Origin of the sequence: Roseivirga seohaensis subsp. aquiponti, assembly GCF_001267955.1 — a bacterium.
GTDB classification, from domain to species: Bacteria; Bacteroidota; Bacteroidia; order Cytophagales; family Cyclobacteriaceae; genus Roseivirga; species Roseivirga seohaensis.
In genome coordinates, this window is sequence record NZ_JSVA01000004.1 from 372,374 (window position 1) to 395,322 (window position 22,949).

General features: G+C 38.8%; 19 protein-coding genes. 4 read left to right on the forward strand and 15 right to left on the reverse strand.

Going from position 1 to position 22,949, the window contains the following annotated elements:
• The first annotated feature begins 46 nt into the window (after positions 1-46).
• Positions 47-214, forward strand: a complete 168-nt coding sequence (locus OB69_RS18555) for a hypothetical protein (RefSeq protein WP_157608485.1) — start codon at positions 47-49, stop codon at positions 212-214.
• Entirely contained in the window at positions 198-668 is a 471-nt protein-coding gene (locus tag OB69_RS04050; protein WP_053222402.1) for a JAB domain-containing protein, read from the forward strand. The genes OB69_RS18555 and OB69_RS04050 overlap by 17 nt, the downstream gene beginning before the upstream one ends.
• 643 nt (positions 669-1,311) lie before the next feature.
• Here the strand turns inward: OB69_RS04050 and OB69_RS04055 are convergent.
• The 4 genes from OB69_RS04055 to lepB all read right to left on the reverse strand — a co-directional run bounded on the left by OB69_RS04055 (position 1,312) and on the right by lepB (position 4,777).
• Complete coding sequence (locus OB69_RS04055; protein ID WP_053222403.1) at positions 1,312-1,926, reverse strand: hypothetical protein; 615 nt, start codon at positions 1,924-1,926, stop codon at positions 1,312-1,314.
• A 5-nt stretch (positions 1,927-1,931) separates the two neighbouring features.
• Entirely contained in the window at positions 1,932-3,044 is a 1,113-nt protein-coding gene (locus OB69_RS04060) for a BF3164 family lipoprotein (protein ID WP_053222404.1), read from the reverse strand.
• Positions 3,045-3,171: 127 nt separating this feature from the next.
• Positions 3,172-3,450, reverse strand: coding sequence for a hypothetical protein (locus OB69_RS04065; RefSeq protein ID WP_157608486.1), 279 nt, complete (start codon positions 3,448-3,450; stop codon positions 3,172-3,174).
• 217 nt (positions 3,451-3,667) lie between these two features.
• Complete coding sequence (gene lepB / locus OB69_RS04070) at positions 3,668-4,777, reverse strand: signal peptidase I (RefSeq protein ID WP_053222406.1); 1,110 nt, start codon at positions 4,775-4,777, stop codon at positions 3,668-3,670.
• Positions 4,778-5,152: 375 nt separating this feature from the next.
• Between lepB and OB69_RS04075 the strand changes: the two genes are divergently transcribed.
• Positions 5,153-5,413, forward strand: a complete 261-nt coding sequence (locus OB69_RS04075) for a pyocin activator PrtN family protein (RefSeq protein WP_053222407.1) — start codon at positions 5,153-5,155, stop codon at positions 5,411-5,413.
• Here the strand turns inward: OB69_RS04075 and OB69_RS04080 are convergent.
• A complete protein-coding gene (locus OB69_RS04080; RefSeq protein WP_053222408.1) occupies positions 5,400-6,461 on the reverse strand; it encodes a tyrosine-type recombinase/integrase in 1,062 nt (353 codons plus the stop codon). The genes OB69_RS04075 and OB69_RS04080 overlap by 14 nt on opposite strands.
• A 536-nt stretch (positions 6,462-6,997) precedes the next feature.
• Here OB69_RS04080 and OB69_RS04085 point away from each other — a divergent pair.
• A complete protein-coding gene (locus OB69_RS04085; RefSeq protein ID WP_053222409.1) occupies positions 6,998-7,252 on the forward strand; it encodes a hypothetical protein in 255 nt (84 codons plus the stop codon).
• Positions 7,253-7,592: 340 nt separating this feature from the next.
• On the opposite strand, the gene OB69_RS04090 is transcribed toward OB69_RS04085, so the two are convergent.
• The 10 genes from OB69_RS04090 to OB69_RS04135 all read right to left on the reverse strand — a co-directional run bounded on the left by OB69_RS04090 (position 7,593) and on the right by OB69_RS04135 (position 22,609).
• The gene (locus OB69_RS04090; RefSeq protein ID WP_053222410.1) at positions 7,593-7,877 is read right to left on the reverse strand and encodes a hypothetical protein; all 285 of its coding nucleotides are present in this window, start codon (positions 7,875-7,877) and stop codon (positions 7,593-7,595) included.
• Positions 7,864-8,121: an AVAST type 1 anti-phage system protein Avs1c gene (gene avs1c, locus OB69_RS04095; RefSeq protein ID WP_053222411.1), complete on the reverse strand. Its 258-nt coding sequence runs from the start codon at positions 8,119-8,121 to the stop codon at positions 7,864-7,866. Before avs1c ends, OB69_RS04090 begins: the two co-directional genes overlap by 14 nt.
• A 2-nt stretch (positions 8,122-8,123) precedes the next feature.
• The gene (locus tag OB69_RS04100; RefSeq protein WP_053222412.1) at positions 8,124-13,274 is read right to left on the reverse strand and encodes a S1 family peptidase; all 5,151 of its coding nucleotides are present in this window, start codon (positions 13,272-13,274) and stop codon (positions 8,124-8,126) included.
• Positions 13,274-14,464 (reverse strand): AVAST type 1 anti-phage system MBL fold metallo-hydrolase Avs1a, encoded by a 1,191-nt coding sequence (gene avs1a, locus OB69_RS04105; RefSeq protein WP_053222413.1) that lies wholly within the window; start codon positions 14,462-14,464, stop codon positions 13,274-13,276. Before avs1a ends, OB69_RS04100 begins: the two co-directional genes overlap by 1 nt.
• 39 nt (positions 14,465-14,503) lie before the next feature.
• Positions 14,504-15,055: a condensin complex protein MksE gene (locus OB69_RS04110; RefSeq protein WP_053222414.1), complete on the reverse strand. Its 552-nt coding sequence runs from the start codon at positions 15,053-15,055 to the stop codon at positions 14,504-14,506.
• Positions 15,056-16,261: a hypothetical protein gene (locus tag OB69_RS04115; protein ID WP_053222415.1), complete on the reverse strand. Its 1,206-nt coding sequence runs from the start codon at positions 16,259-16,261 to the stop codon at positions 15,056-15,058.
• Positions 16,254-17,048: a hypothetical protein gene (locus OB69_RS04120; RefSeq protein ID WP_053222416.1), complete on the reverse strand. Its 795-nt coding sequence runs from the start codon at positions 17,046-17,048 to the stop codon at positions 16,254-16,256. Before OB69_RS04120 ends, OB69_RS04115 begins: the two co-directional genes overlap by 8 nt.
• Positions 17,045-19,705 (reverse strand): coiled-coil domain-containing protein, encoded by a 2,661-nt coding sequence (locus tag OB69_RS04125; protein WP_053222417.1) that lies wholly within the window; start codon positions 19,703-19,705, stop codon positions 17,045-17,047. Before OB69_RS04125 ends, OB69_RS04120 begins: the two co-directional genes overlap by 4 nt.
• Positions 19,706-20,074: 369 nt before the next feature.
• Positions 20,075-21,001 (reverse strand): AbiTii domain-containing protein, encoded by a 927-nt coding sequence (locus OB69_RS04130; RefSeq protein ID WP_053222418.1) that lies wholly within the window; start codon positions 20,999-21,001, stop codon positions 20,075-20,077.
• 396 nt (positions 21,002-21,397) lie between these two features.
• On the reverse strand, positions 21,398-22,609 hold the full coding sequence (locus tag OB69_RS04135; RefSeq protein ID WP_053222442.1) for a site-specific integrase: 1,212 nt from the start codon (positions 22,607-22,609) through the stop codon (positions 21,398-21,400).
• Positions 22,610-22,949: the final 340 nt, after the last annotated feature.

Here is a 22,949-nt window from a genome sequence, read left to right on the forward strand (position 1 = left end):
TACAGAACAGCTCACACTTTTTTAGACCCAACAAAAGGAAGCCACAATGAAAACCTATATAGCAAAAGCCGAAATGTGCACCTACTTACAGGTGAGCATCAAGGCCAATTCACAGGAAGAAGCAGAAGAGATCGCAAGAAATTTATGCGGCAGTAATTACACCGAGATCAAGAACACCGGAAGTTGGGAGGTTTACAATGTCGAAGAAATGTAAAGATGTAGTCAATAAATTTGAAGAAGTACGTCTTGTTTACAAGAACAAAACAAGGGCAGAGGACAGGCCTCAGATCACTAATGCAAACAAAGCCTATGAGATACTCAGGGCTTCATGGGACGATGATCAAATCTCTCTACTTGAAGAAGCAAAAGTTCTTTTTTTGGACAACCGTCTTCGCCTTATGTCGATTTCATCAATATCCAAAGGCGGCACAACAGGAACTGTTATTGATCCAAAAATTGTGTTTGCAATGGCACTTAAAAGAAGGTGTTCTTCAATTATATTGTCGCACAATCATCCCTCAGGAAATTTAAAACCAAGTCAAGCCGATATCTCGATTACGAGGAAGTTTTCCGAGGCAGGCAAACTTCTGGATATCACAGTTTCTGACCACATTATAATTACTGATGAAGGCTATTGTTCAATGGCGAACGATGGACACATGCCATAAATAGTATTGGTCAATGCTTAATTGACCAATACTTTGACCACATCCCCAAATTGATTTTTAACTCACCCTCTACAGTGAAAGGTGGGGCTCTTTACCATATCAAAGTCACGGCCCTGTATGATGTTTCAAGGGAGAGGAAACTCTTCACGAAAAATCCATAAAATTTGCGATCATAAGCCTCACATATCATCCTTAAATTTCAACCACTCCGAAGTGATAATCTAGCAGGGACAAACAAAGCTTTTGCCGAGCTATGCATGCCCAGCAACCCTTTACCAAAGCCGTAGATCCGAGGCCTTCGGCCTAGACTTTTACACCTTTGTTGACAAAGAACAGTTGTGAAATTTAGAGATGATTGACTGTTATCAAGTGGTTCTATTTAGGGTTCTTTTACAGCTCACTTCATGAGGTGGTTGATCTTAATTTATGCTCCAATTCATAAGTTTATTGACCTTAATCTGCACCTGTGGATAGGAATATAATCCCGCTTCATTTTACTTACAGACATCACGTCTAAGGCGATCAAATCGCTTAGATATTTGTTTTACTCCCCATACTCTTACTTTTATAAGGGATTGCCGAAGAAGACAATATTGGCCAAGAAATCCGTTCAGATTACGATCATATGACCTGAAGAATAGATTCACATATTATTAAAGTACTCTGGTAGAACTTTCGTGAAATATTCATTTCTGAAATTATCAAATAATTCTGGGGCATATAAAAAATGAACACCCAAACTCTCATCCAATACAAAAAGAAATGGCTGGTTGAACTCTTCAAACTTCAATCCTAGGGTATCAATAGGTAAGACTTCAAAGCCTTCCTTTTTTGGATCAATTAAATTTGTTTCTAGATCCAAAGTAGTAAGAATAAGTATTTTATCTGCACCAATATTATCAGAAAGTATCGATAAGTCTTGGTAGATTTTAGCTAAACAGGCTCCACATGCATCTTTTTTGTAGAAAAAGAATAGTTTAGACCCGGCTTCTGCTTGCTTGATAAGCTCAATGTCCTTTTTTGCCAATTCTCTTTTAGTTTCTAGAGAGAGTTTTGATTTCAGAGTAATTGATTCAATGTATCGATTAAGGAAATCTATCTCATTCGTATAACTCTGAGATTGTGTTATAACTGTACCTTGAAGTTCAGATGACTTATTCTCAATTACTTTGTACTTGGATACCCAGTATATATTGAGAGCCACTAGTAAGACAATGACCAAGAACCATCCAATGCTTTTTTTTGTTAAATTAAACATATGACTCAATTTATTTTATACCTAAAAATATAATCTGACACCTCTAACTTGACAAAATACAGATACGAATCGTCTGGAGTGACAGTAAAGTATAAAAATGCATTAGGAGGTAATATTATTCTCGTTTTTGGCTTACCATTCCAATCAAATCTATGAATTTCAGGCTCATTGAAATACTCTGTTGTTGAGGGAGAGCCTTGATTAGAGTGACGGACTCTTTCACTATAAAGCGCATAGATACTTTTATCAGAGACTTCAATATTCACATAATAGCTAAACAAAGATGAACTTTTTATGCTCTTCTTTTGGTCGACTTCTATGCTCTTAATCTGCTCATTTTTTGGACTGAAATATATATCCTTGAATTTTTCGTCTTTGAAATTGTAAATTCTAATCTGGGGGAAATAGCGGTAGGCGATAGCCACTTTGGTTCTATCAATGTTTGAGTTGTAGGTGTTTAGATAAAGTGCTGAAGATGCTGTTGCTGGGACTTCAGGCCTATTATTTGGGAACTCGAGAACATCTGTCATTTGGTTATTGTTTATATTATATGTGACGAAATGCTTGTTAGAAAATGCGACCCTTCCTATTAACAAGGTATCGCCAAGTACATTTGCTCCTCCATATGGAAGTAGTCCCCCTGGTATTTTCCAACTTTCCATTAGTTTAATATTGTTCGTTGAAAAATCATTTTTTCCCCCAGATATTTCATATTTTCTTAATTTCTTTAGATCTCCCACTATAAGGCCATCATCAAGTACGGAGATACTACTTTGAACAATTTGTTCAAACTCGAGGTCTAATGGCCCTTGGCCGGAAAAACCAAACCCTCCTAAATATTCACCCGTTGTCGAGTCAAAGACTCTAAAGAGAGTGTCCTTTTTACTGCTTTCATAAGCGATTACATGTTTTTTAGTTGATAACAGTCTGTTTACTCTGAATAAATCTGTTGGGATTTTTATGGAGTCTACTTCAATATTAGAAATTAAATTAACAGTCTTAGGGAAAGACTCGTCAGTTATCAAACCTAGATCGTCATTCTCATTCGAGACCTGACAGCATGTTAAAATGAAGAAAGGGATAAAAATTGCCTTCCTTAAAAAATCAATTTTTGTCATATAGATTTTGTTACAAAATTGTGACAGTTCTTATTAAAAAATGAATTGTATTTAAAACAAGCTGACATATTCTTCTAAAATAGTAGAACACAATCAGCTTGTTAAGGTCTTTTAAAGTAAATAATAGTTAACAATGATTAAGTCCATCTGCAAATGTTGCATCATTGACCGTGAGACAGGAAGGATATCCTGATAAGTCACAAGCAATAACGGGGTCGATTATAGGATCCCCGTGGTTTCTTTCAACCTGGTCATAACAATCCTTTGGATTCACATTCGCATGAGCGTTAGCCATAAACAAGTTGCCATCATTACTATTCTGGCCATTGAAGTTTATTGCTCCAAAGTTGATAAGCAATATCGCAAAAAATGCGAGAGCTGGTAGAAGGAATTTTTTCTTTTTCATGATTAAAAATTTAAAATTCACCATTAAGTTATCTATGTTTTATCAAAAACCAAAAATTTATATATAAAAAATTAAACTATATGATGAACAGTATCCATTCATTAAAGTGAACACATATAGTTAATAGATATAGATACAATATGATCACTAGTTTGAATTTTGTGATTTCAAATAACTATAAAACACGAATAATGAATTCCGATTGGCATTAATGTGACTACTGAACAGTCCTAAATATTCGATTTGAATCCGCATTATGATCGCTGTTGAATAATACCACCATGACTTTAGCTGTAATGTTTTTTTCTGGTATCATTCCCCAATGACGAGAATCCTCGGAAAAATTTCTATTGTCTCCTAAGACAAAAAAGTAGTTGTTCTTGAATGAATATGAGAGAGTCTCATTATGGTCGATAAAAAAGAGGCCATCCCTTTTTATTAAATTAACTCCTTCAAATTGTCTAAGAAGGTTGGTATATAGCTCAAAGAAATCATTATCAATTAAAAACTCCATACCCTTTTTTGGTACAATAACAGGTCCATAGAAGTCTTCTGACCATGATTTTCGGTCAGGGCTAGCTATTCTATAGCTTTCTTTAGTACTCATTTCTCTTTGAAGCTCAATTGGTCGATGTAAAAAAGCAACCTTCAGTTGTTCGGCTTGTTCTCCTGTAAGCAAGGCTTTAACCACATATAATTCGTTTTTAAATGCTATAGTTTCCCCTCTTAGAAATTCATACTGGTCTGTTATAGTCCTCGCATCATCTTTTGTTTTAAATGTAAGGCTGTATGGCAACTTGATGAGTGATGATTCAGGAGTCAATTTCTCATTAACATATGCATACCCTCCTTTAACTTCAAGAGTGTCCCCAGGAGATCCTATACAACGCTTTATTAAAACAATCTGATCCCTTGGAGCAAGTAATGAGACTATATCTCCAGATTTGATATCTTGAGTCCCATTTAATCTATAATCTCCTGGAATAAAATCGGGTAATTTAGGGCCGTAGTTAAGTTTACTAACCAAAATAATGTCACCTGGCAATATTGCGTTTTCCATTGAGGCTGATGGGACATAATAAAAACCAACAGCAAAAATTCTTATTAATAGGGCCAGAATTGAAAAGAATAAAGTCAACGCTAGTGAATAGAGTCTTTTATCGGTTTTTTGAATTTTTCTCCAAAACAAATACATTAATAGCTGTATTGGAATCAACCACCAGAGACCAATACATAGAAAGAAAAGTAGCAACATGATAGCCGCTATTCGGACAATATATTTAGAGCTTTGCTTTCTTCTTGAAGGTCTAATTATTGTTAATTTCATATGAATTAATAATGAGAATAATTTATTGAAATAAAAATAATTATTAATTCAATTTGTTTAGCATACATTATCTATTAAACTACTTATTCTTCACCGCAGTCACTTAGATTTCTAGGACTTAGAAACGATAGGCGTGAAGTAGAGCAATTACAGAACAAAGTCTTGATTAATTAAAACCTCTAGGATTATGGTTCCGAGAAAAACAGAAGAATCAAGTGTGACTTGTCTTTATAGACTCTCTAAGAAACCTACAAGACTCAATTCTTGTCGATCGAATAAAGACTGAGTTCATTTTTTGAAAAACGTCTCAGCAGATATGTTGACAAAGAGACTATATAGGAATATGATCCTATCTAACTTAAGATAGGGTAAAAGATGAACAAGACAGAATTAATGCTCCTAATGAAGTACGAATCTCCAATTGTTCCTCTTGAAAAAATATGCGAGGCGTATTTTGGGTGTAGTAAAAACACGGCAAAACAAAAAGCTAAATCCGGAACCCTGCCCGTCCCAGCATTCAGGCTAGGTAAATCTCAAAAATTACCTTGGATGATAAATATCCAAGACTTGGCTTCCTTTATTGAAAAAAACTCTAGTGAAGCAAAAAGAGAATGGGTCGGTACTATTTCTCAATGAAACGATCTGGATTGAGGTCTGTATAAATTCGCCACAAAGTGTTTAAATCCTTATGACCAGTGACCTGCGCTACCTGATCAACAGAATATCCTAATTCAAACAGTCTTGATGCCCCTTCTCTCCTCAAATCATGGTATCGCAAATCTGGGATTTTAAGTTCATTCCTAACTCTCTGAAATCCAGCCGTTACTGAGCGAGGGTTATAAGCAAAAATTCTATTATCCTTTTTATTTCTTTTCTGTCTCAGCACGATCTTAAGAGCATCTCCTAAAAGTGGTACTTTCATATGATTGCCAATTTTCTTTCTAGGGTCTTTTCGATTGCGTACCCAAACCCAGCTTTCTTCAACATTCAAGTCTTCCCATACAATCGAACATACTTCAGATATTCTCATACATGAGAGAATGGAGAAGTCCAGAATGTCAGTAAAGGGAATAGTTGAATAGGTATGATCCTGCCTTTCAACTAATCCTTTTTTGAGCTTTTGAAGCTCGGTATTTGATGGCCTTCTTGTTCTTATATTTGACTTCCCAATCAATCCCAGAATCCTTAAGGTTGGCATAGCTTCAACGATTGACGAGGTATTAACATCGATTTCATAGAGCGCCTTTGCCGATCTCAAAACGGCTCTAATATGACTTATATCGCAAGCAATGGTAGCTGGCGATGCACCACCCGATTTTCTTTCCTTGCAGAAGTCCACAATATGCTTTGGTTTAAGGTTAGAGAGCTTTGTATTCGCTATATCAAATTCCTTGATTGCTTCCAAAGAGTATCTTTTAGAACGCCCCATACTTACGTGTTCATCAGATAGATATTTTTCCAATAGGTCTCTAAGAAGCAATAATGATGTGTGAATGTTTGAGAAGTCTTGACCTTGAGAAATGCTTTTTTCAATCAAATCTTCTTGAAGCTTTCCCCATGCTTTAGCAGAAGCCTTATTTTTGAAGGTCTTGTTTTTGGATTTACGCTCACCACTTTCGGGTTGAATCCATCTAACCTGACAACAATATTTACCATTTCGAGGAGAAACACTAAAGTACGGCACTAGCTAATTTTCCTTCCTCAATTAGCGGTTATTACATTGCCTACTGTAGGCAATATGTAGGCAAATTGTCAAGAAAATGTACTAAAATGTGTGAAAATGTATGAAAACGGATAAGATCAAAATGGCTCAAAAACCCCAGTATTCAAGCGCTTTAGCGGGAAACTCCAAGCACAAGCATATTTCCGTTGCCCCGATGATGGATTGGACTGATTCTTGAAATAACTGATTGAAATAAAATGAATTTGAAGAAGATGTAGGCAATATGTAGGCATATAATGTGAAAAGAGGTATTTGACCTTGGCAATTTCATTTGAACCTTATTGGCCTTAATAAAACAGGGGCTCAGTCTACGAAAGGTTGTATGTCTGAAAGATCCAAAGCCATAAAACATTTTTACCACTAATAATCGATTGGTTGAGAATCAAATGAGCAGCGCCATCTTATTAATTATTATATTAGGTAGAATAAGAGTTCAGAATCGAGTCTTGACAGCCTTTTTTGTATTATTTGGCAAAACCATCCCAATTTGAGATTTTATGAAAGATTTCGAAGACTTTGTAAAACACATAGTAAGCAAATGGAGAGCGGAGAAAACAACCCTTTTGTCTGAGCATGGTTTGGCGGGACTGGCTAACAGAACATACGGAGATAAGGCTGAAGAATATATTAAAAGAAAAGTGGAGGCTTTAACTCCCAGCTATGCTGCATTTATCTCCCCAGGTAGTCAAAGCCCGGCCGATGTAATGGCGGTGGCACGCAGAAATGGTTACTGGCATATTATGCTGATCTAGGTTAAGAGTTCAGATTCTGAAAACAGTATCTATCAGCTAACAGAGAAAGACCGGAAAGTACTGAACCAGTTTGCGCAATTTGTTAAAAAGGAAACAGGTGTCTTCGAAGGTTTTAAAACCTATGTAGGTAAACCCTTAGTGGTTTCCACTGGCTATGCTGCGGTAAAACGAATAGAGAAACCTTCTTTAAGGCATTTTCTGGTCAGTACCCACTTCTATAAATTCTATCGTAAGAACACTAACTCCCATTTGGATTTGGGTGGACTTAAGAAAGCGGTAGTGAAGGCACATCAATTGGGGAAAGCATAACTCAGTAGTGCATTCTTCATCATTATTGAATTTACGAAGATTCACTACTTATATCCGGTGGAGGCATCCGTTTCATCCAATCCATCATGTTGGATTGAAGCCGGATTCTTTCATCAATTGTACTTAAATGAAGCCTTCCGTTTGGAAGTACTTTCACCTTCTCCAAATGCTGACCGGTTGACCATACTTTATTCCGAATCAAATCGCGATTCTTAGAGTCAAAGGCCTTTAGCATATCTTCATACAATACCCCAACATTCTGTTCAAACTCCTTTCGGGTAGAAGGGGTGGGCATACCTGTTTCAGGTTTCATCATCTTCTGAATTAGCTCTATTATTCATTCCAACCATTAAATTTGTAAAAGCTCTTACCAATTCATTTACAGTAGACAAATCAATTCTCTTATTGGGCAGAGACCTTACCTTCACAAGGCTATCTACAGATTTTTTGGCCTGAATGCCAATTTGCACTTTACCTCTCCGAGAAAGCTCAGCAGTAGTATTCAAATTTCTTTCAAACTCTTTTCTGCTTTTGATATGGTATCCTTTGGGTTCAAACATTTTCAGGCAGGGTTGATAATTTCAAAAATCTGATCTACGTTGTTTTTTGCCACACGCGGCATTATGGACTGATTCAAAGCATATTTTAATAATTCATGATAGTTGCCCTCATAAGTATATTGAGCTTCATGATAGCTCCTCTTTAGGTACTTATCCGCCTTTAATATATCCTGCCAGGGCATTGATCCACAGGCTTTCTCTATTGAGGTCAGCATACTTTCACAAAATTCCCGATCGAGGATTTTCATATCATTTAATTCATCAATTTCTTCCTGAACAGGTGTCAACATTTGATCATCGAACGCTACCTCACGCTGTCCAGCAATGGACTCAGGCAATGGACTGTTCAGCTTATCCCCAAGATCATTATAGCCTTCTGCACTTAATAATTTTCCCATTTCAAGGTAATGCTTAAAAATAGTGAAGTGTTGCACTTCGGCTATTGCGCTGATCCAGTCAGGGTTGTCTTCCAATACTATCCGAAGTTTGTTCGGTATATTTTGGACGATATCCAAAAGAAGTGCAGCACTTTTTTCTGATAATGCCGATGGCTTTTTTGAAATACTCTCCTCCACTAACAAAACTATTATATTATCCGGGATACAATGCTTCAAAAACTGAATAGCTTTTGAAGCACCGTTGTGGACCCAATCTAATGGGTGACTAAGCAACCAAAGGATAAACCTGATTACTTGATGGTTAGTAGAAGCTCCATTCTCATAAGACTTGATCCAATCGTATTTTTGATAAACAAAATCCTCCGGCCTAATAAGTAGCTCAAAATGGTCAGTAATGTCTTCATAAATCTTATCAACCTGATCCTGGGTCATCTTGCCGTCCAGGAACCATAGGAGGTCGTCCACTACTGTCCAGGCTTCTACACCCGTATTTTGAACGGATGTAGCCAGTTTTTCCACTACTTCTTCCGCGTTTTCTAATAATACTCTTAGGTTCTCTTTGGCTCTGGTATGTGATTTTGACCAGTTTCCGTACCAGATACTAATACGTTCTTTGGCGAATGCCTCAGTACCTTGTTGGATTAATTGATCCTTTGATATTCTTCTTGAATTGCTTTCACATAGTTCGTTGAATTCATCAAAGCTGTCGGTTTTTGGATCTCCTGCTTTTTCAATATCAGGCTCGGGCTCTTCATCTTTATCCGGGAAATCCCAGCTTTTTTTGGCCATTACAGCCTTCTTTAACTCCTCATATATATTGCTTTTCAAATTTGACATCAGCAGACTAACATACCGTGCCCTTTCATCCTTCATCTCATCTGCCTCAATGATATCAATAATCAGATCAAAAATCTGCAAACGGTGATCGGGATCTTCAATATGGTTTAAAGCTTCTGCAATGTATTTGGCAAAATCATCTACATACCTAAAAACATCATCATTGACCGTGAAGATACTGCATAGACCAACTTTGATGTAAGGTGACAAATCTTGACATTCTTTAAGTATTTTCAAAACTGCATTCTGAATGGTGATATTTCTTGCCCCCAATGCATAACCATTCCCTAAGGATTTGGCATCAACGGTAAAGTACTCAGCATTCTGAATGATCACTGGAGCGGGAGGAATGGTTTCAAATTTCAGGTATTCAATAGCCTTATCCAGATAGCCTTTGGCAATTAAATCTCCAACAAAACTTTCTTTCTCATTGCGAATAGATCGCTGAAAGGTCATCTCCCCGGAGGCATAGTCCAACAGGGATGCAAACTTCCAGGAATAATCAGCAGAACTGATTTGATCAGACTTTAGTCTCATGGTGGCATTGAGTAGTTGCATCTGTGCTTCTTTATACCAGGACGGCCCCATAGATGTCTTGAGCATCTCCTGAAAAGCGGACTTAGCTCGCTCTTTTTTATTTATCAAACCATAGAACTCTACCACCCGGATCAATCCGGGAGTTCTTTCCCATCGGTTTTGAACGTGCTTTACGATGTGCTCTTCGAGTAATTCGATCAGTGAAAGCGTTTGAGGATCAGCTTCCTCATATTTAATCAACTCTTCAATGACCGAAACAAGTGTTTCTCTATATCCTTCGGTAAATACGCCTAATTGATCTTTACTACCTTGCTCTATAAAACTGCTTAATGTATCAATGGATTCACGAAAAAATGAGGTGAAGAGCTTTGCTATTTTCATGAAAATGAAAGGAACCAAATCCTCCGGAATCAAATAGCTCCTTTCCAAATGAGATCGTTCTTCCAGCTTCAGCTCATTGAGTTCTAACAGATTGCTCAGGTGCTCCAATAACTCACTATAATCTTCCTCAAACACTTTTTTCCTATTTAGCATCCCTTCGAGCAAACCCAGATGCTCTATTAGTTCTTTATAGTATTGCTCCCAATTGGAAAGCCTTGAATAGCGCTCCGGCAATTTGGGTAATTGGTCAATTGCCATATTGTAACCTCTACAAATGGCATTGAAATACGAAGAGTGTAAAGACTTATAATTCAAATCAACTCCATTATCCTCTCGTATATCAAGTGTTTGGGAAGCCTCTGAAAGGAGATGCTTTTCAATTAATGGTTCAATAATATCAAGTCGTTTACTGTCACCCATAAGCGCTTGGATCAAAATACGGTGAGTCTTGTTCTCAACATCGTAACCGTGATTGTCAATGAGCCACTCCAGATCTTCAATACTCTTAAAGTAAGAGTCTGTGCGATCAACATAGGCAACATTGTATCGATTAAGCTCTCCAAAGTGTATTAGAGATAAGGCAATGATTCTTGCCCATTTATTATCCAAAACAGCTCCTGATATCTCTGATCTTTCTTTGACATTCACATATCCATCAAATAGGCGCATGGCAAAACCATTGTGCCAGGAAGTTCCCATTTCTCTTGTACTATACAGAGCCTGATAAGCTTCCATTTCTTTATGCTTCTCAGCCATGTTCTGAAAATCCTTGAGAGAACGAAAGGTATGTTCAACCTCCTGTATCCCTCTCTCACCCAACGAAAGTATGGAAAGGGTTGATGCACATATTTTTTTGTAGAAAGGAGCAAGGGAAAAACCATCAGGGTTTCGGAATTCTTCCTGAATAAAATGCCTGTAACGGGTATTGAAAGCATTTAACAAAACGTCTCCTTCTTCAAACGCCTCATTTTCATAAAGTAACTGAAGGAAGTCAATTACGGCATCATCATCAATCAGGAGGTTATTACCGCGAACCAGGTATTTCATGGCAGCTCCATATTCTTCCATGGCGATCAGGGCAGCAGCCATTGGCTTGGCATTCTCAGCTAAAACATTTTCGTACCTGAACTCTATGCGCTGCAATAACAGGAGTAAGCGAATAAGTTCATTGCTGTTTTTTTGATCCAACACTATGGTAATCACCCTTTTTATATCCTGAACAATGAGGTCTGGATGAACATGTTTTGTAGCGCTGAAATCAGCCCATTCCTGGTCACAAAGTATTACGGCTTGTTGCTTATCACTACTCAAAGTCAGATGATACAACTTGTTATCTACAGTGTATGGATGATCCTTTTGCTGCTCACAAAACCTGGATATTGAGTCGTTGGCTAATGGAATAAACGCGGGCACCTTAGAGGTGATGAATTGCTTGAATGAAGCATGATACAGTTCTAAATGGGCCTCTTTCTTAAGTAAGTAACTAATGGGCCCGAAGTGTGAATAAAAGCCCAAACGATACTCATCGGGAAGCATATTGGTAATGGTTTCCTGATCAATAGTACCTCTTAACTGAGATAAGATCAGGACAATCCAGAGCTTGTCTTCTTCCTGAAAAAACTTCTGCCAGATGGCTTCATAATATTTATTAATTTCTCCACCAATGACCGGGATCTCCTCTACCCAATGCTCTAGTTCACCCTTATTGATCTGATTGGTTTTAAGAAAATTGATCAGGTATTGCAAATAGAGAGGATGCCCCTCTGATTTATGAGCTATTTGCTGTATCGCTTCCGTAGTAAGTTCCTTCCCTTGCAGCTCTTCCCTGATGTAGACTTCACATTGACCTATATCCAAAGGGGTTACCTCAACAATAGTTTCTTCCAATAATTTCTCCTTGACATTACTCGGAAGGATGTCTTGTGCCGTACAGGATAAGACCAGGGACAGGTTGGGGGGTAGGTCATTGGGGAAAATTCCCAGGAATGAATCTAAATCGTCCACTTCATCCAATCCATCAATAAAAAAAGTATGGTTGATATTGGGGTTCTGACGACATATATGATCTAACAGGATCGGAATTCTTTCGACCCGGTCTTCAATTTTGTCCAGAGCATCTACCGGCATGTCCAGCACTTCCGTAACGGAATCTTCAATCCATGAGATCAGACTTTTTTGTGATGTCCGGCTTAATGATCCCCGTTTGTCCTGTGGCACCTTCGTGAAATATCGACCGCATACCTTTATGTCATCGTTGTCTGCATTAAATGCGGCCACCAGCGTGGTTTTTCCACTTCCCGGTGAACCATAGCACAAGAACCATCCTCTTTGGTTACCCAGTTTGTTGGACAACGCTTCCATCACTGCATAGTTGGGGGTGGAGGTGTTTACTTGTTCTTTCAAGGACTCGGGGACTTTGTTTAAACTCTCTTCGTCACTCACCTGAACTCCTGCTTCCTGCAACCATTCCGAAGCCTTGCTTACACTGATGGCCAAAATTGATCTGCCTTGTTGCATCAGGCTTATGCCTATGACCCTGCCATTTGAAACTACTGCTCCCCCGGAGAGCCCTTCGTAGTTCATATCTTCATTGATGGCACTATCGCTAACGGAAAAGTCCCAGTGAGCTTCTACAGTTATTTTATTTACTCTTGTCCCTAGGTGAAACCCATGATTATTTTCTACATAGGGAAAGCCAAATAGAGCGCAAGGTTGATTAAAACTGAGTTTAGCCTTTGTTAGGGGCAGATATTTTTCTGCCTTATTCTTCCACCGAATCAGGCACAAGTCTAGGTGCTTGTCTTCTTTGACAATATCATCCCGACTGTATTGCGCATCACCTATTGTTATGTTTTCATTTTCCTCAAGACAATCGAGTATGACGTGCCTGGCGGTCAACAGAAGATGCTCTGCTACCAGAAAACCAGTACCTTGGTCTGTGCCGCATATTATTTGAAATGAGCAGTTTTCTAATTGTTGGGTGCTTATTATACTTTCCATCAAAAACTTATTTCTAATGGGGTTTCCCCATCGGCTTGAATAATTTCATAATTATACTCCTCCCTTAAAGAGGATTCATCGAAGGCTTTGGCTTTTTCAAGTGGATAGTTAAAGAACAGTTTACGGGTGTACTCACTTTTTCTCGAAACAATATGGGCGATGGTTTCATCGTCAGGGTGGTTGTGGCCCAGACCATTTGTAGAGAAAACGTAAGAGGGTGAATCAATGAGACTATACAATTCCGGACTATTATTAGCCCAACTGCCGTGATGAGAAGTCTTGATCAGGTCAAATCTTACCGGAAAATCCTCGGGCTTGTAAAGTGATTTGAGATTTTCAGCTACAATTCCCGGGTGCGCATCTCCCAAAAACAATAGTTTGATGGTTTTATACTCAATGATGAAAGCCATTGAACTACCATTGGCAGCAGTGGTGTCTTCCAAAAAAGATTGACTGGCTAAGTTCGCAATGTCAGGTGTTGCTTTGGCAATTTTTTTCTCCCTGTATCGTGGTCTTTCCCGGTGTTTGGCTACCATAAACTCAAAAGCATCATCATAATACCCGGTTTCTGATAATCCGTTCAAATACCCTTTTTTAATAAGTTCTTTTCTCCATGCTCTTTCCAGCTTCCTTAGTTTTTCAATATTAGGGGAAAGCAGTGTTAAACGTATATCCTCAGTTAGGAGGATGTGCTGCCCATTATCCGTGGCTACAGCCCGTCCACCAAACTCGGCATTCCAAGGGTATTTACCCTCCAATAAAAATGCGGCCAGAGAAGAACCTTGTATCGCACCTATAGGCGTTTCTTCATCACTAGAAACTTTCTTTAGATATGCTCCTCCCTTTATCTCCTCTAGCTCTTCATTTTTCACTATCGCTTTCTCTTCCTCTTGTTCAGGATTTATATGGCGGTAGGAATTGTGCCAAACGTTTCCGATCCCGATAAAATCCTCTGCCTTATTCTGCTCAAAGAGTTTGAGTAAACCGGATATGTGATCCTGGTCCATATGAGTCACAATTACATGAGATAAAGCCTCTCCAGCATCAGCCAGAGATTTCAAATCCCGGAGAATAAAGTTTTCATACGTGTTTACATATCCTCCATCAATGAGAAGGTAAGTGTTTCCGGCACTCAGCAAAAAGCTATCTCCGTTTTGAGCCGGATAAATTTTCAGTTTGATATCCGACATTGGTTGACTTGATTACCATTCAAAATACACCCTACAAATTCATCTTTCATCCTTATTCTTCTCAGATTGATTTTCATTTATTTCTCTCTGTATCAACTCTCGCGCAAACTCAGTAAACAGCTTATAGGCCTTGGTGAAAACATACTCATCGCTGGACTCTTTTACTGCAATATTTCGTTTGACCAGGGTTCTAAAAAACGTTTGCAGATTTTCTTCAGAGTTTAATGACTTATTGGCTTTGATTACTTCCGACCAAGAAGAATCCCTGAAATACTCAGCAATTTCTGCCATGCCGAAGGTATTGTAGCTCAATTCGTCCAAGAAATTCTTGCCATGTTTGTCTAGCTCAAAACACAGAATGGAAAAGAAGATACTGATGTCCCTGGAGGTATTTTCATTGGTTTCTGAAGAGATCAGGTGGGCATAATCTTGGGTAATGACCAACTCATAGCCGAAGGAAGTTTCAAAAAACGAAGTGTAAAAATCTCTTTCTTCCTGCAAGGTATCAAACAGCCGCGTTTCGGAAGAAGTGATGAACTTTCCTTCCATTAAGGCAGTAACAATTTTACGGTGATGGTCAGGATAAGTCATTTAGTTGGTTTTAGTAATTTTGAGCTGTGGCATGGATAGCTTGGTGCCATTAGAAAACTGTAGTATCTCTGCTTTCGCATCGAGCACATCTACCCGGTATCCTTCTTCAAACAGCAGTCCTGTTACCTGAAAATAGTTTTCTACGGAAAGGTCGTCCGGGTTTTGTTCAAAGGCCGTTTGGCACCAGTTGAAAAAATCAATTACCGGCAAGGCTGTATCCAGTCGCTCTTTATGGGCCTGCCGATCAAAAAACCAAAAGGTATGGCTGCTGCTTTCTTCCACTATCACCACCTCTTCCTCGCCCTTAAAAAGGTCAAAATACTCACGGGTCTTGATCAGGATGTGAGGATTATATAACTGATCTCGACCAGTGACGAATAGTGGAGGTGGGTCGTATTTCTTCTTATAACAATCTCCATTGGTCAGGTAGAGATGCATTCCAGATAATATCTCACTTTCGGTTTTAATACGGTCTAGTAGAGGTAAAAGCTCTTTGGTAAGCAAAATCGATTCTTCTTGTATCTGCCTCTCCGCATCGTTCAATTGCTGGTACAGGCGCTCAAACTGCCTGCGAAGACCTTCATGGGAATAATCGAGCCTTCGGGTATTGGCATACTGTGAGATATTCAGCAATTCATTATAAATGGACTGGGCATGATCGATGTCCAGAATGGTATTGAGCGGTTGAATGTAATTTTCGATCCAGTATCTGGCTTTACGCACTTTCTCATGGTATTCCAGTTGAAGGGTGTTAGCCTTCAATGCACGAGACTCTTTGAGTAGGCTCAGGGTATTGTAGACTACATTGTTGACGAAGGCTGTAATCTCTTCTGACAATTTCTCGATACGAGCAATGGTCAATTCTTTGTCTGTAGTATAAGCATCTTGTTTTAGTTTTTGAAAGAGATTGCGTATGGAGTGGTAGTACTTTTGTATCTGTTCGGGAAGCAATGGTTTAAACTGTTGTAGTACAAACTCCAAAAGCTTAAAGTAGGGATCGTGGATCACATAATCTTCACCCTTACCACTAAGTATCTTATACTCGTAAAGTTGAGGCTCTATAGCGCTATCGTAGTTTTCGAGAATGCTTTGCAAACTGCCCCGGCTAATGATATCGTCTTTAATTTGGGTATCAAAAAGTTCGGCAATCAGGTCGAAGTGATTGACCAGAAAGGCAAGGATGCTTTTGGGTTCGGCTCTAATCATGGAAGAGGATTTCTTGTTCTAAAAACCGATGATGCCGTTCTACTAGATTCCTGATCTTGACCACCTCTGGAAGAAGAGAACTTTTAACTTGGGCCGATGCAACAGCTTTATTCCCTTTCAGGCTTTTCGCGAAGCGCTCGAATAGTGTCTCAAAATTTTCTGGAATATACAGCTGGGCTTGTGGAAATACCGATTTAATGCGGAGGTATTCGTCCAAGCCATTGAAATCATAATCTACAAATACCAGGGCTTCTCCTAGCTTAAACGGCTTGATGCTTTTGGCCCCAATACGTCCATATTTGTGGATATACACATAGTCGTTTCCTAACAAGTTTTCCGCCATCAAAAATGGATGCAGGTTTTCTACGAAGCAAATCTTTTTTGTTTCTAAGGAGGGTGATTTTACCGCAAACAAACCAAAATTTTGAGTGTAGTGTCCTAAGTCTAGGGTTTGATCTTCTAAGCGGATTGCACTAAATCCCCTTAGAAAGAAAACCGCTTCTGTAGCCACCTTTCTGGCCTTGGAATCGCGGAATTGGCGAATATTTCCTGACTTGCTTATAGAAGTGTCTTTTTCGGGGAAAGTGGTACTGAAAAAATCACGGTAGTTCATAGTATCGGAAACCATGAAACAAAAACCACGACCTACCTTTGTCTTTTCCACAATGCCAGATTCAAGCAATTGCTTAAAAATGGAAGAGTGTTTTATACGAGAAGGCAGCACAGAGTGGGATATGGCCTCTCCCATAAGAAGACGATGATAGGTATGATAATCCGTTTCTTTCATACGGAAGTACGTTTAGCGGTGATCACATTACCGTTCTTTTCGCTCACTACCAGTTTTCCAGAGCTATTACGAATAAGATAATACCTATCGAAACCATCGTAGGGATGCAAAGGGGCAGCTGAGATCGGGACAAAACCGTTTTCTTTACAAAAATTCAATACTTCATACCGGTTAGCCTCGTCAATCGTACCTATTTCGTCAATGAACAAAATAACCTTGTTGTCAGCGTCATCCACCACCAAACGGTTAATTATGGAGAGGATAATGACCAGCCGGATCATACGGTTGGTACCATCTGATTCGATCTGACTTTTTAAGTCCACCACCTTGTGCTCTCCTTTGCTATTGAGGTGCAACTTGATATCAAAAAGGTCAGGAAAGGCTATGGTCTTCTGAGTGTCCAAATATTCATTGAGTGTATTCAGGTTTTCCGACTGATCGTCAAATAAAGTAGCATTGGTGATATCTGTTATTCGCATGATCTTCATCACATCTACGATCAATCGCTCGTTGTCCGTTATTTCAATATGCAAGCCTTCAATGTCGGATATGCGAATCTTACGCAGTTTGGAATTGAACTGATTAACAACAAAGGCTTTAAACTCTTCAAATCGTTGATAAAGGGTTTTACAGGGTACTGCAAACTGGTTTGAAATACTTTTCAGCAATCCTTCAATGCTCTTTTCTTTGTCCCTTAATGATAAAATTTCGGAATCCATATACCGTATAAAGTCCTGCTCATCAGCTTCAGTCCGTTCGGTTTTATTCTTCAATTCTGCGAAAAGTGAGTTCTTTCTTTCCCTCAGCTTGTTCTGTTCGGCTTCGGTAGTCTTTATTCTTTTGTACAGGGTGTCCAGATTGTCTTCAGAGGTGTATTCTGTGGCTGGTGTATCCAAACCTTCCACTTCCTGTTTCCAGTTCTGGATAGTCCCAATTCGGTTGGTTGTATTGCTAATGGTTTCGGCTAACAGTTCCACCGCATCATTTGCTCTCTCAATCTTTTCTTGAGTAAGTTTTATGGCTTTTTCCGTTTCTTCTTTGGACGTTTTTAGTTCGTCCATTAGCTTTTGAAGTAATTCCTGTTGGATCTTGAGTTCGGGCAGCTTATCTATAGCCCCAGTTTTTCGATTAGCCTCCTCTATTTTATCCAGAATCTGCCTGAGCTTTTTATTCGTGGTTTCTATATCCTCAGCCAAGGGTAGCAATTTCCTGTTGGTCTTGCGTTCTTGCTCCAACTCCTTGTGCCTAGCTTTCAGTTCGTCTAAAGAAGGTATCGGTTTGGCCTTTAAATCTGAGGGCAACCGAATCTTCCCGTCAAACATGGCCATTACATCTTCTATTTTCGTGATCTTTTGCTGTACAAGGTCTTTGGACGCTCCGGTAATCCGGTCGGAGAGAATGGCATTGAGTTTTTCTTTATTTGCTTGTTGGTCGGCTAATGCATGGATCAGTTGGTTGGCATAGTTGTTAATTTGAGCGGATAGCCTCTCAATCTCTTCATCAGCCTTAGTAATCTTGTGTTTCAGGTCTTCCGGCTTAAGCTGCCGGTTCTCCAAATAGGTGATGTTGCCCTCAATATCCCTACGCTGTTTATCCAGGTTTTCCAGCATCTGTTCCAGAAAAGGTTTGTCTTCATATTGCCTGATCCGCTCTAATTGCGACTCAAGCTCTAATAGTTCCTTTGATTTATACCCCAAATCAGTTTCAAGCTTGCCTAAATCTTTGCTATGCTGCTGTAAAGTGGGATTCAGATACTCGGTCAATTCCTTTTTTAGTCTTTCATGCTCTTGCTTATCCCTTATTCGCTTCTCTTCTAATTGACTGTAATCTAAAATGTAACGTTGCTCGAAGGCGTATCGCAACTCAGCCAGAATTTGTCGTTTACCCCAGTAGTTATCTACCAGTTTTTTAAAGCTCTCAAAGTCGCCTGTTATGCTCTTGATCACTTTAAGCTCATGGTTGATCTTGAGTAAGTATTTTATGTCCTGCTGGTTCCTTCTAGTAAACTGTACCTTTTCATTTTCCCTGTTGTCGGCAATGATCAGTGATTCTTTCAAGGTTTGATTATCGATCATTTCAGGATTGATCAGGTAACGATAGATCATGGAAAAATTATTGCTCAACCCACCGGCATCCTGCGTTACTTGGTCGTTGATCCACACCACCCCATCATTACGTTTCCCCTTTTGATAAACAAAACCGAATACCTCCCTTTTATGGGTAAACTTTTTCCAGTCCACACCACTTGTTGTAAAATTGGCTATGATCTCATCAAAATTCAGTAGAGCATCTGAACTGTCGTGCTGCCTGATGTAGTGCGCTTCTTGAAAAGTAGAATCAATCTTGTAGTATTCAAGCTTCCCCTCAGTGTTTTTTTTTATAAGTATGCAGTAATACTTCCTTTTATAGATTTCGAAGACAATAAAACTTTTGTTGAGCGTAGGAAAGTAGTGGTTAATAGTGGTGAGGTCACCTTTACGTTTGCCACTAAATACCATTTTATTGCCATCAATAATGTAGAGGAAATTCAAAGCATAGATCAGGGTGCTCTTCCCTATATTGTTAGGGCCTACTATCTGAACGGAGTTTGCATCACTGATCAGAATATCTGCTTTGGCATAAATTGCCGAATTGAAAAGGACAATACGATGTAACATTAACATGTAAAATAGGAAGATAAAATCAAATATTTCAACTTCTCTAGTTCTACTATTTGAACCTGTCTCTTTTGATCTTTAAGACTCGGTTTAGGAACGCATACTGAGCTTCAATTCCGCTTGACTTTACTTGTTAAAGAAAACATCGAGAAATCTATTCCAAGAAAATGTCGTAAAGTGTATCAAACACTCAAAATAAGATCTACTCATCCACTTTGGGCATTGGAGAGCAATTGGCATACAGTCAGGGATCATATAAGTATAGAGCCAATCGAATATGCCAAAATCAGTGTTTTGGGCAACACATTTATATATCCATTGATTTAGAATTTAATGTTATACGAACCTCCTTTAAACAAAGGAACTCAATTAAATACCATAAAAACCATTCAATGCTTGCGTCAACAATCCTGCCGCAACACCAGTAGCAATATCCCAGGTTTTATTCATGGCTTTGCCAAGCATCTTTTGAGTCCAGCCTATGGCTTTTGGTCCTAAGGTTTTTTCTTCAAGATTCGGTTCTTCAGACAAAACAATAGCCTCAATTTCCTCAATGTCTTCTTCTGGTACATTGATCTTTCTCAACTCAGATTTTAGTTGATCTACTTCTCCCTTATATACGGTGACTTCTGCGTTGATAGTGTTCTTGTCTCCAGTGTTGATGATGTTACCATCACCGGAGGTGTTAAATGTGTTCATAACTTTATAAATGACTTGGTTAACTTGAGACTTATCAATCTCATTTGATGTAATTTCTTCTTCTAAACTTGGAAACTCATCTTCCAACTTTAACAAGAGGTCGAGAAGGTGATTTCTAATTGATGAAAGAGATTGAACTACCTCTGAAATCTGGCACACCGTTCTGGCATTAGCGACTATAATATTCTGACCATTCTCAGCCGCCTGACTGGTAAGAAAGGCGCAGAAATCAGCACCGTAACTCTTAGCCATAGTGTCCCCAAATTTGCCACTCGCTATTTCCTCTAATGCTTTCACGCCCTGATAGAGACGCATTTGAATAAGGGCTTTAGCAAATTTATCTCCAAAGATCATTATTGGTAATGTAACCCCTATTGATTCATTCCAACCTTGGCGAAGGTCTCCGATTGCTGATGCCTTGGCAATTCTATAGGTTGGCAAGTCTTCATCTTTGATATTATATCCATTCAATTCTTTTGACACCCAATTCAAAAGCTCACGGTTCTTTATTCTGGATGCAAGTACTTTTACTTTTAGAAGAGGGCCAACCAGTGACAGGCTATCATCAGTCAAGGACTCTATAATATCTTTAATCATAAACCTTTAATTCAATACTAAACCGAACACATAACCATCCAAGCTAGTTCACAAAAGGAAACCAACTATTAATAGAATTAGCTTTAAGTCGGGGAAGGCACTATCAACATCTAACACAACCCAGTTATCATACGATTTATTGTAATCCTCTATCGCTCCTTGACAATCTCGGATGAAATGGTACCAAGCTTTGAGCATGACTCATATGAATATTTAAGCTTCTGATTTTTAACCAAATCTGATAACCTTCAAAATCCACAGTTGTTTTTACAAGTTGAAATGAGTAGATCAGGAAAGGCTTAAAATGACAAAACCCTCTGAAAATCAGAGGGTTTCTTTGTAGCGGGAACAGGACTCGAACCTGTGACCTTTGGGTTATGAGTCTAACGATTTTTTCTAAAAATTGATCACCTGGTTTAAAGCCTCATCAGTTTCCCTGTGTATAAAATTGGCCTGATAACCTATGGTAGTTGTTACAGCAGTATGCCTGTATAATTTTTGAAGCATTTGAATCGGAATCCTGTCACCAGAAATATTCCCAAAAGTGTGTCGAGCTATATGCATTTTCAAAGGCTTTTCTAAGCCTATCTGTTCAGCAATCAAACCAAGGTGCTTATTAAACTTTTTATCTGCATTTCTGATCTGCTTTTGCAATGATGCCTTGTCTCCGAAATCAGTGTCTCGAAGTTCGGGAAACAGTGTATTTGAACTGGTCAACCCATCGATCCGATATTCCTCAATAATTGTCAATACCTTTTGCGGCAAGAGCAATGAATCAGCTTTGTCATTCTTTCCCATGGCATAATATAATCTACCATTTGCAATGTCTCCCCATTTCATCCGCAAGGCATCGGACACTCGCATACCGGCTAGATAAAAACAAAAGAGCCAAACATTTCTTGCATGCCATTGTGGGCTTTCCATCTTTAGATTGGTCGTTTCTAATAGCTTTACTTCCTGTTCGGTCAACCCAATCTTCAGGCTCTGCGGGAACTTGATAACAATTTTCCCTTTACCAAAAGGATAGAACTTTCTATCCACTAAACCATCACGAATAGCTCTATTCAGTATGGTCCTAATTGGAACAAGGTGATTAACAACAGTGCGCTTGGTTATATTTCTAGTGGCAGAAAGGTAGGCCTGATACCTTTTAAGAAGTGTCTCACTAATCTCCTGAAATGTTATATCTCCCTTAGTAAATTCAAAAAAATGCTTAATCATTGGGCTTTCGGCAGAGAACCTATTGTACTTGCCCTGCTGTTCAAGTTCATCTAAATATAATTCCGCTAAAACGAAAAAAGACTTATTCCCGTACTCTCCTTTCAATTGCTTCCTTATAGTTTTTGCCGAACTGTATATTGGCCCCTTCTCTAACTCCAGAAGATTGTCATTTGCCTCGGATAGTTTTCTTAGAAGCAGATTGTTTAAGCGAACAGAGTTTGGGTGCGACTTTTTGACTTTCTTTTGTTTTTCATCCCAATCCTTTAGGTGAAGATATTGTCCTGTGTAGACAAAAGATGATTTCCTGTCCTTTGTAATTCTTATAACAATAGGAAACTCTCCATGTTTATTGGATTTTTTACGAAGTATTAGACAGATCGATGCCATGGTTATGATGTTGTACCTAAAATCTAGGTACAACATAGGTACAACATTTTTCGGTTTTACCCAAAATCATTCAGTCTTTAATGTCCTAAAAACAGCATTAGAACACATTTTAGGACTGTATGAGACTGTGTGGGACTGAAAAGAACAAGACTTAAAATCTTGTGACCATCTGGTCGTGCGGGTTCACTCCGAAGCTTCGGAGCCGCCTCTGGTACAAAAACCTCACATTACTGTGGGGTTTTTGTTTTTTAGGCCTATCATAATCAGCATTTGAATTAAGGAATTAGAACCAATAAACACGTAAGGCTTATAGGTGGTGCGGGTTCACTCCGAAGCTTCG

What these genes read in the sequence shown, in the direction of transcription:
- OB69_RS18555 (WP_157608485.1), top strand. Translation starts at nt 47, where the DNA reads ATGAAAACCTATATAGCAAAAGCCGAAATGTGCACCTACTTACAGGTG.
- OB69_RS04050 (WP_053222402.1), top strand. Translation starts at nt 198, where the DNA reads ATGTCGAAGAAATGTAAAGATGTAGTCAATAAATTTGAAGAAGTACGT.
- OB69_RS04055 (WP_053222403.1), bottom strand. Translation starts at nt 1,926, where the DNA reads ATGTTTAATTTAACAAAAAAAAGCATTGGATGGTTCTTGGTCATTGTC.
- OB69_RS04060 (WP_053222404.1), bottom strand. Translation starts at nt 3,044, where the DNA reads ATGACAAAAATTGATTTTTTAAGGAAGGCAATTTTTATCCCTTTCTTC.
- OB69_RS04065 (WP_157608486.1), bottom strand. Translation starts at nt 3,450, where the DNA reads ATGAAAAAGAAAAAATTCCTTCTACCAGCTCTCGCATTTTTTGCGATA.
- lepB (WP_053222406.1), bottom strand. Translation starts at nt 4,777, where the DNA reads ATGAAATTAACAATAATTAGACCTTCAAGAAGAAAGCAAAGCTCTAAA.
- OB69_RS04075 (WP_053222407.1), top strand. Translation starts at nt 5,153, where the DNA reads ATGAACAAGACAGAATTAATGCTCCTAATGAAGTACGAATCTCCAATT.
- OB69_RS04085 (WP_053222409.1), top strand. Translation starts at nt 6,998, where the DNA reads ATGAAAGATTTCGAAGACTTTGTAAAACACATAGTAAGCAAATGGAGA.
- OB69_RS04090 (WP_053222410.1), bottom strand. Translation starts at nt 7,877, where the DNA reads ATGATGAAACCTGAAACAGGTATGCCCACCCCTTCTACCCGAAAGGAG.
- avs1c (WP_053222411.1), bottom strand. Translation starts at nt 8,121, where the DNA reads ATGTTTGAACCCAAAGGATACCATATCAAAAGCAGAAAAGAGTTTGAA.
- OB69_RS04100 (WP_053222412.1), bottom strand. Translation starts at nt 13,274, where the DNA reads ATGGAAAGTATAATAAGCACCCAACAATTAGAAAACTGCTCATTTCAA.
- avs1a (WP_053222413.1), bottom strand. Translation starts at nt 14,464, where the DNA reads ATGTCGGATATCAAACTGAAAATTTATCCGGCTCAAAACGGAGATAGC.
- OB69_RS04110 (WP_053222414.1), bottom strand. Translation starts at nt 15,055, where the DNA reads ATGACTTATCCTGACCATCACCGTAAAATTGTTACTGCCTTAATGGAA.
- OB69_RS04115 (WP_053222415.1), bottom strand. Translation starts at nt 16,261, where the DNA reads ATGATTAGAGCCGAACCCAAAAGCATCCTTGCCTTTCTGGTCAATCAC.
- OB69_RS04120 (WP_053222416.1), bottom strand. Translation starts at nt 17,048, where the DNA reads ATGAAAGAAACGGATTATCATACCTATCATCGTCTTCTTATGGGAGAG.
- OB69_RS04125 (WP_053222417.1), bottom strand. Translation starts at nt 19,705, where the DNA reads ATGTTACATCGTATTGTCCTTTTCAATTCGGCAATTTATGCCAAAGCA.
- OB69_RS04130 (WP_053222418.1), bottom strand. Translation starts at nt 21,001, where the DNA reads ATGATTAAAGATATTATAGAGTCCTTGACTGATGATAGCCTGTCACTG.
- OB69_RS04135 (WP_053222442.1), bottom strand. Translation starts at nt 22,609, where the DNA reads ATGGCATCGATCTGTCTAATACTTCGTAAAAAATCCAATAAACATGGA.